Below are 7,497 nucleotides of genomic sequence, written 5' to 3'. Positions count from 1 at the left end.
AGTTGATCATCAGGAACTGCGGTTAGGGCTATGCCAAATCGCGCGCAAAACTATGCCAAATCGCGCGCCACCTTACACCCGATTCATTCCTGCGGCGCGATGGTTTCCCGTCCGCTCAAGCTCCCCCGTAAGATGGGCCGCCCCCCGAATTTCGTCTTCCGACGCAGTCGTCGTGCGATCGACACAATGACGGGAAGAACGACATGAAACGCATCCCGCAACAGGAAGACACGGCCGAGTTCAAGGAGCAGGCGGTCAAGCGAGCCGGCGAGGTCGGTCGCGTCGCCCGCTTAGCCGGGGAGTCGGGGCTGGTCGAGCATACCCTGCGTAACGGGGTCAAGGCGGGCAAGCTCAATCCAGCCGGTGCCAGGCCGGTCACGGCCGACCGGAGGGAGCTCTCCCGGCTACGCGCCCAGGTCGCGCGCCTGAACCATGCCTGGATCGAGAAGCAGCGCAGATCCTTCCCGTTTCCCGTCCTGTGTGAAGCGCTGTCGGTGAGTCAGAGCGGCTTTCGTGCCTGGCAGGACTGGCCACCTACGGCAGGCGCGGGTCGATGTCGCGCAAGGGCAACTGCTGGGACAACGCCCCGCCCGAGAGCTTCTTCAACGGCCTCAAGAACGAGCGGGTTCATGGCATGCGCTACGCAACCCAGGACGAAGGCGCGAGGGTTCTGTTCCAATACATCGCCGTGTTCTACAACCGGAGCCGGCGCCACTCCACCTTGGGATCTGTGTCACCGACCACGTTCTTGCAGAACTGGATCGAACGACAGGATCAGCAGGAAATGGCGGCATGAGGACGATTGCTTGGAAGGCGAAAAACCTAGGGCACCCATGCCCAGTCACTCCGGCCAGTAATCCATACTCATGGTCTGGTCTACGCTGAAAGGCGGATCAGCCGGAAAGGCGTGTTCGTCAAGGCCGGTTTCGTTGGCTGCCAGTAGCCGGGCCTTGGCGTAGGCCTTGCCGAATATCGCGCCCAGCTCCGGACGCAGGCCGGGGTTGTCATCCAGCACATCCGCCACGTCGCTACGTTGAATCTGGATCGTCCGCCGCCAGCTATTGCCGCGCCGGTCGGGTTGGTGGGCCCATTTCAGCAGGTGCGCCAGCAGAACGGTTAGCCGGTTTACCAGTTCGCGCCGCTCGCGTGCTCCCATCGCTTCAAGCTCCTCGATCAAATGCTCCGTGTCCAGTTCGGCAAGCCGCCCTTCCCGCAGTAATCCGGCTTGGGTGTGGGTCCAAGTGTAGAAGTCTTCATCGTGCAGTCGTGCGTTCATGCCTTTGCCTTCTTCTTGAGTGGGACAATCTGCGCCCCCGCCTTGACGCCCCCGGCGGCGTCTATGTCTTGCCGGCGCATTTCTTGAACGTTTGAGCGCCGTGCCCCGATCAGTATCGCAAGAAGGAAGAAGTCCGCAAGCGGCGAATCGGCTACGGCTGCAAAGAACTGCGGCGACTCGGCAGGCTCTGGGAACCGCTCCCGGCTCTGGATCAATTTGCACTTGAGTGCAACTGCCGGATTGGGCCGGTCGGTGATGCCTTCCTGGTTGGCACGGTTGAACACCGCGGGCACGAGGGCTTTCACCCTGTTGCCCTGTACGGGTGAGGCGGCCTCTGATCTTGCAACCCTTTCGTGGACGATGGGCCGGTCCAGGAAGTACGAACCGCCCGGATTCGCCCGTACCTGCCGGCCAGTTTCACCGGCTTCGCGGTCGCGGGTGTCGCCGGTCGGAGTCGGCAGGCATGGCAGCTCCGGCGGCTGCTGGCACCTGGGCAGGCGGATTGATCGCTTCGGTCAGATCAGACAGGGAATCCTGGATGACTTGCGACAGGTCATGACCGTTGCCTGCGGTATTGCCGGGTGTGGTTGAAGGGTCATTTGCCGCATCGTCGACGGGCGATGCGCTTCGTCCCGCCGACCGGCCGATGATGTAAGTTGCTGTTCTGACTGAGTCCATATCGTACCTTCGGTTGTCTGTCCGGGTGTCCGGCATGACGGCGTCGATGCAGGATGCGTGCCGAATTTTTCCGAATCCGACGGTTGCCCCTCCGGATGGGAATCGCCGACAATCGGTTTCGGAAAGGAGCGGTTGCCTCCTCTTTATTTTTCAGGCAGTTTCACAACGGCGACTCAGCGAGGAGCAAGCATGTCCATCGGTCAGTTTTGTATTCGGGACACCGTCATCGTCGACAAGGACGATACGATCGTGGAGGCAGCCAAGGTGATGCGCGCGCATCATGTCGGCAGCGTGGTGGTGGTGGAAGAGGCGGAGGGCGGTTGCAAACCCCTCGGCATCCTGACCGACCGGGATCTGGTGGTCGAGATTCTGGCGGAGGAAGTCGCCCCCGATGCCGTGACGGTCGGCGACGTGATGAGTTTCGAACTCGTCACGGCGCGGGAACAGGACGGCTTGTGGGAGACCCTGCAACGCATGCGCGCCCATGGCGTGCGGCGCATTCCCGTGGTCGACGAGCGGGGGCTGCTGGTGGGGATCATCAGCGCCGACGATTATCTCGAGATCCTTGCCGGCGAACTGGGGGAACTGGCTAGGCTGCTGGCGCGGGAAAAGGGAAGGGAGGAGCAGGCGCGCAGCGCTTGAGAGAGCCGTCTGCACTAAACGAAACAGCATGCCTGACCTCGGCTTGACAGACGCAGAGTCCCTGGGCCATTGCCTGTTCGATACCGGTTTCGGTGTCTGCGGGATCGCTTGGCGCGCGTTCGAGGGAAAGGACGAGGCGCCGGTGGTCACCCTGTTCCTGCTTCCCGAGGCGACGGCGGCAGGAACCGCTGCGGCGATGGCCCGGCGGTGCGGGGGATCGCCGACGGTGCCGCCGCCGGCGATCGCGGAGGTGATCGAGAAAGTCCGGCGGCACTTCCGGGGTGATCTCCAGGACTTCAGCAGGGTTCGGGTGGAACCGGACGGCGCGGGTCCGTTCGCCAGGGCCGTCTACTCGGCCGCACGGGACGTACCCGCCGGTCAGGTCCGCACTTATGGCGAACTGGCCCGCGCCTTGAATCGGCCTGCCGCGGCCCGTGCGGTCGGCCAGGCGCTCGGACGCAACCCCGTTCCCCTCATCATTCCCTGCCACCGGATTCTGGGGGCAGGCGGGAAACTGGGCGGATTTTCCGCGCATGGCGGCGTCGCCACCAAGGTACGGATGCTGCGGCTCGAAGGCGTCGCCGTGTGAGCACGGAGGATCCGGCCGGCTGTACGGGATCGGCCTTTTGTCCGGTTCGAGACAAGCCCGCCTTCCGATTTCCTCGTTAAATCAATGACTCATCGTTCGCGCTTGTTGGCGTGCGAATTGCTTCGGATGAGGAACTCTTTTCATCTTTGATCCGGAAGCGAATAGACGATGAGCATGGCTGCAACCGCTCGGGACGCCTGCCCCGAGTTCCACCGGGCGCCGGTCACCGCTCCCGATGCGTACCATGATCGCCCCGCCTGGGCGGTGGGCGCGGTATTTTCTGGCGGCGCCGGGGATTGAACGTATGTCCACGGCGATGCCAGGAGCCTTCTCCCCGCCGCGCGGTCTGGCCGATCTGCCGCTTTGTCCCGTCTATTCGCGGCTTGGAAGACCCTTTCACCAACCGGTCGCGGCCACGTCCCTGCCGGAGCCGAGGATGGTGCACTTCAATGCCGCGCTGGCCGGTGAACTGGGTTTCGGCCCGGAGGCGGGGCCGCAGCTCCTCGAAATCCTGGCCGGCAACCGCCCCTGGCCGGGATACGCATCGTCGGCTTCGGTCTACGCCGGCCATCAGTTCGGCGCTTGGGTGCCGCAGTTGGGCGACGGCCGCGCCTTGCTGATCGCGGAAGTGCGCACGCCAGCCCGGGAGCGGGTGGAACTGCAGCTCAAGGGTGCGGGGCCGACGCCCTATTCGCGCGGGCTGGACGGTCGCGCCGTGCTGCGTTCGTCGATCCGGGAATACCTGGCATCGGAGGCCATGCACGCCTTGGGGGTGCCGACCACCCGCTGTCTGAGCCTGGTGGCGTCGCCGCAACCGGTAGTGCGGGAAACCGTGGAGAGCGCCGCCGTGGTCTGCCGTGCCGCCGCCAGTTTCGTGCGCTTCGGCCAGTTCGAATACTTCGCCGGGCGGGGACAGACGGAACCGCTGGCCAGGCTGGCGGACCACGTGATCGCCGAGCACTTCCCGCATCTGCAAGGCCACCCGGAACGCCATGCCGCCTGGCTGGGCGAGGTGGTCGAACGCACCGCCCGCCTCATCGCGCAATGGCAGTTGCTGGGCTTCTGCCATGGGGTGATGAACACCGACAACTTCTCGGTGCTCGGTCTCACTCTGGATTACGGCCCGTTCGGTTTCATGGACCGGTTCCGCTGGTACCACGTGTGCAACCATTCCGATTATGAGGGGCGCTATGCCTACCGTGCCCAGCCGGAGGTCGGCCGCTGGAACTGCGAGCGCCTGCTGCAGGCAGTGTCGCCATTGTTGGCGGACGCTCCGGGCCGAGCGGCGGAAATCGGTCAGGATCTGCTACGGCGCTACGCGTCCGTCTATCACCGCGCGGTGATGCGCGGTTGGGCCGACAAGCTGGGGCTCAGGGAGGTCCGCGAAACCGATGCCGGACTGATCGACGAATTTCTGGGGCTGCTGCAAAGAGGCCGGGGCGATTTCACCCGCAGCTTCCGGCTGCTCGGCCGTATCCGTACCGACAGCGACGCGCCCGCCAGGGGGGTACGGGAGGCGTTCGCCGACATCAATGCCTTCGACGCCTGGGTCGCCGACTACCGGACCCGGCTGCGCAGCGAGCAGAATGTCGACGACGAAGCGCGGGCCGGGCGGATGAACCGGGTGAATCCGAAATACGTACTGCGCAATCATCTGGCGCAGATCGCCATCGACAAAGCGATGCTGGGAGACTATTCGGAGGTCGCGAGGCTGGCCGAGCTGCTGCGCCGCCCGTACGACGAGCAGCCCGACATGGAAGCCTACGCCGCCGAGCCGCCGGACTACATGCGCAACATCGAGGTGAGTTGTTCCTCGTGAGACCGGGCAGCGCAGGCCAGGCATCGCTGCTGGACGTCGGCTCGTCCTGGATTTCTGACCAACCCCTGGCAAAAAGGAAACACGCATGGCTTTCGAAGACGTCTGCAAACAAAGCCTGCTCGGCGAAGGCGAACTGGTGCCCTTGACCGTGGGCAAGAAGGAAATCGTCATTCTGTGGCCAGACGGCGGGGAGCCGAAGGCTTACGACGCCCGCTGCCCCCACGAGGGGGTGTCGCTGGGGCGCGGGGATTTCAATGGCCGGATTCTTTATTGCATCGCCCACGGCTGGGTTTTCGACGGCCGCAGCGGCCGGTGCCTGCAGCCGACCGGCTGGTGTATGCAGGAATATCCGATGCGGATCGAGAACGGCATGGTGCAGGTGGACGTGTCGGGCGCCTGAGCCACAACCGCACGCTCCTGCACCGGCGGGCATTTGCCCGAACCGTGGGAACCGGGCATGCGGCGGTCGCCCGGCTCGGCGCAACAGGGTGCAGCAGGACGGGCAGGCATCGGGTCGGCATGGTTTTCCGTCTGGCAAAGCGCGGCGTGGGCGGGTCGGGACGGATTCCAGAGCCATTGGTGCCGATGCTCAGAACGAGACGATGGCCTCCAGAAAACCGTAGTTGCCCTGCTTGCCGTCGTACTGGTTGTTGATGATGCTCTGGCCGAAGGCATGGCCGTAAAACAGGTTGAAGGCCAGATGGTCGATCGGCCTTATGTTGATCATCATGTGGGTGAGATAGGCCAGGTTGCTGGCACCGCCCGTTGGCGTGCCGACGTAGCCGAACACGGTGTCGTTGGTCGCGCCCGAGCCCGAATACACGAAGTCCTGGGGGGCATTGACCCGCAATGCGTGGAAGTCCAGCCGCAGGCTGAGCTTGGGGTCGGGGGTCAGCATGCCCTGCACGAAGACGTCCTGGTTGTTCATCATGTTGTAGAACGGGAACTGGGCATACAGCCAGGCCGTGGGCAGCATCTGGAAGAAGGTGCCGTGGGTGTCGTCGTTCGGGTTGTCGTCGCCCGAGCCGCTGTTGATGCCCGCCCGCAGCCAGGGAGCCGCCCATACTTCCTTGAACTGGTAGCCGGCTTCGACGCCGAAGGCCCAGGCACGCTGATTCTGGCCCTGCCAGTTGCCGACCTGACCGAAGGCATAGACCGTCCCGTCCGCCACGCCAGGGCCGATTTCCTCGACATGCGCCAGGTGGCCGCCGATGGTGTGGATCGCCGAGCCTCGGCCCACCGCTTTTTCGCGTGCCGCGAGGGGCCGGTTGTCGACGAACAGGATGTCCCGGTCGTCCGAGTAGTAGTACCAGGACAGGCGTCCGATGGTGTTGCCGACGTTTTCCGAGTCCCGGAGGCTGAGACTCGCGCCCGCCACGTTGACCTTGCCGATGGTCGGCATGCCGTTGGACTCGAAGCCGCCGAAGGTGGGCATGAAGCCGAAACCGACCGCCTCCAGGTCGTCCGTCAGATAGCCGATGCTGCCGCCGTCGAAGCTGCGGCCGGCATGGGTGTACTCGAACGGGCCGATCAGGCGCTGGGCGATGCGATAGTCCTGGATCCAGCGCAGGTTCTTGTGGCGGGCGAGCCCCTGCTGGCCGTCGTAGAACAGTTGGCGGCCGCCGTTGAGATACAGGCCGTCGACGCCGAACATATCCTTCAGCCGCAGCCAGCCCTGCCGCAGGAAGGCGCCGTTCTGGGTGCTCAACGGCGTGCTGGCATAGTAGGCGGCGCCGATGCCGACGCCGTTGGTCGGCAGGCCGCCGATGTAGGTGTCCTGGAACTGGGCGAAGGCCTCGAACGGTCGGCCGGTCATCCGCAGGCCCAGCTGGAACTTGTTGCCTACGAAACTGTAGTTGTAATCCTTGGGGAGTGGTTTTCCCTTGACCAAGGGATTGCCGAACCAGTCGGCGAATTCGCCACGGGCACGGTCGAATGCTTCCAGAGTGATCTTGGTGTCCGCCGGCCCGGCCCATTCGGTGGGCGAGGCGCTGGGAGGCTCGGTCTGTCTGTCCGCTCCCCAGGTGGCCTCGGACAAAGCCAGCAGGGTACCGAACAGGGCGGTGCCGACGCTCTTGGACCGGCGGTCGATGGCGCCGGAAGATACGGGCGATGCCGTGGTCTGGTTCGAATTCGTCTGAGCCATTTTCGTGTCCCCCGGAATACTTTGCTTTACGTTCGCACAAAATCCGCACAAAAAAAGGCGTCCGCGGTTTCCGGAACGTTCCGGAAACCGCGAGACGCCTTTGTCTCAAAAGTCCGCGCCGCCGCTGGCGCGGAATACCGCTTTATCCAGTCATTGCTCAAGCACTATCGATGCCAATTGAGTCGAATAGATACAACCATCTGTTTCCAATGGGATGAGAGTGGCAAGGCTGAATCGCCGTGCGCGACTGGAGCACGATATCGGGGCGTCGTGCCGCAATTTGTGGCGGTCACCGTCCGCCGGACTGGGAACGGTCGATCGGCGGTGCCGGTTCGGCTCTGGTGGAA

At 64.2% G+C, this 7,497-nt stretch carries 7 protein-coding genes and 2 pseudogenes; 6 read left to right on the top strand and 3 right to left on the bottom strand.

All coding sequences use genetic code 11. The features are described 5' to 3' along the window. Positions 1-203: 203 nt before the first annotated feature. Both ACSHWJ_RS12350 and ACSHWJ_RS12345 read left to right on the top strand, forming a co-directional pair. Positions 204-410, top strand: a pseudogene (locus ACSHWJ_RS12350) (transposase); the annotation flags it as partial. A gap of 116 nt (positions 411-526) precedes the next feature. Continuing rightward, a pseudogene (locus ACSHWJ_RS12345) lies at positions 527-796 on the top strand (IS3 family transposase); the annotation flags it as partial. A 45-nt stretch (positions 797-841) separates the two neighbouring features. Here the strand turns inward: ACSHWJ_RS12345 and ACSHWJ_RS12340 are convergent. Next, positions 842-1,276 carry a DUF29 domain-containing protein gene (locus tag ACSHWJ_RS12340; protein ID WP_010959926.1) on the bottom strand — a complete coding sequence of 145 codons (435 nt, stop codon included), beginning with the start codon at positions 1,274-1,276 and terminating at the stop codon, positions 842-844. Next, entirely contained in the window at positions 1,273-1,581 is a 309-nt protein-coding gene (locus tag ACSHWJ_RS12335; protein WP_010959927.1) for a site-specific recombinase phage integrase, read from the bottom strand. Before ACSHWJ_RS12335 ends, ACSHWJ_RS12340 begins: the two co-directional genes overlap by 4 nt. A gap of 562 nt (positions 1,582-2,143) precedes the next feature. Between ACSHWJ_RS12335 and ACSHWJ_RS12330 the strand changes: the two genes are divergently transcribed. The 4 genes from ACSHWJ_RS12330 (at position 2,144) to ACSHWJ_RS12315 (ending at position 5,404) form a co-directional block, all read left to right on the top strand. Continuing rightward, the gene (locus ACSHWJ_RS12330; protein WP_017365002.1) at positions 2,144-2,596 is read left to right on the top strand and encodes a CBS domain-containing protein; all 453 of its coding nucleotides are present in this window, start codon (positions 2,144-2,146) and stop codon (positions 2,594-2,596) included. A 28-nt stretch (positions 2,597-2,624) separates the two neighbouring features. Next, positions 2,625-3,185 (top strand): methylated-DNA--[protein]-cysteine S-methyltransferase, encoded by a 561-nt coding sequence (locus ACSHWJ_RS12325; protein ID WP_017365003.1) that lies wholly within the window; start codon positions 2,625-2,627, stop codon positions 3,183-3,185. A 244-nt stretch (positions 3,186-3,429) separates the two neighbouring features. Then, positions 3,430-5,004, top strand: coding sequence for a protein adenylyltransferase SelO (locus ACSHWJ_RS12320; protein WP_435928738.1), 1,575 nt, complete (start codon positions 3,430-3,432; stop codon positions 5,002-5,004). A gap of 85 nt (positions 5,005-5,089) precedes the next feature. Further along, complete coding sequence (locus ACSHWJ_RS12315) at positions 5,090-5,404, top strand: Rieske (2Fe-2S) protein (RefSeq protein ID WP_010959931.1); 315 nt, start codon at positions 5,090-5,092, stop codon at positions 5,402-5,404. 189 nt (positions 5,405-5,593) lie between these two features. Here the strand turns inward: ACSHWJ_RS12315 and ACSHWJ_RS12310 are convergent, their stop codons facing one another. Further along, positions 5,594-7,150 (bottom strand): alginate export family protein, encoded by a 1,557-nt coding sequence (locus tag ACSHWJ_RS12310; protein WP_432539813.1) that lies wholly within the window; start codon positions 7,148-7,150, stop codon positions 5,594-5,596. Positions 7,151-7,497: the final 347 nt, after the last annotated feature.

It is taken from the genome of Methylococcus sp. S1M (genome assembly GCF_051295855.1).
In the GTDB taxonomy this organism is placed as follows: Bacteria; Pseudomonadota; Gammaproteobacteria; order Methylococcales; family Methylococcaceae; genus Methylococcus; species Methylococcus capsulatus.
This window is presented reverse-complemented; position numbering and strand designations above follow the sequence as displayed.

What these genes read in the sequence shown, in the direction of transcription:
- ACSHWJ_RS12340 (WP_010959926.1), bottom strand. Translation starts at nt 1,276, where the DNA reads ATGAACGCACGACTGCACGATGAAGACTTCTACACTTGGACCCACACC.
- ACSHWJ_RS12320 (WP_435928738.1), top strand. Translation starts at nt 3,430, where the DNA reads ATGATCGCCCCGCCTGGGCGGTGGGCGCGGTATTTTCTGGCGGCGCCG.
- ACSHWJ_RS12325 (WP_017365003.1), top strand. Translation starts at nt 2,625, where the DNA reads ATGCCTGACCTCGGCTTGACAGACGCAGAGTCCCTGGGCCATTGCCTG.
- ACSHWJ_RS12315 (WP_010959931.1), top strand. Translation starts at nt 5,090, where the DNA reads ATGGCTTTCGAAGACGTCTGCAAACAAAGCCTGCTCGGCGAAGGCGAA.
- ACSHWJ_RS12310 (WP_432539813.1), bottom strand. Translation starts at nt 7,150, where the DNA reads ATGGCTCAGACGAATTCGAACCAGACCACGGCATCGCCCGTATCTTCC.
- ACSHWJ_RS12330 (WP_017365002.1), top strand. Translation starts at nt 2,144, where the DNA reads ATGTCCATCGGTCAGTTTTGTATTCGGGACACCGTCATCGTCGACAAG.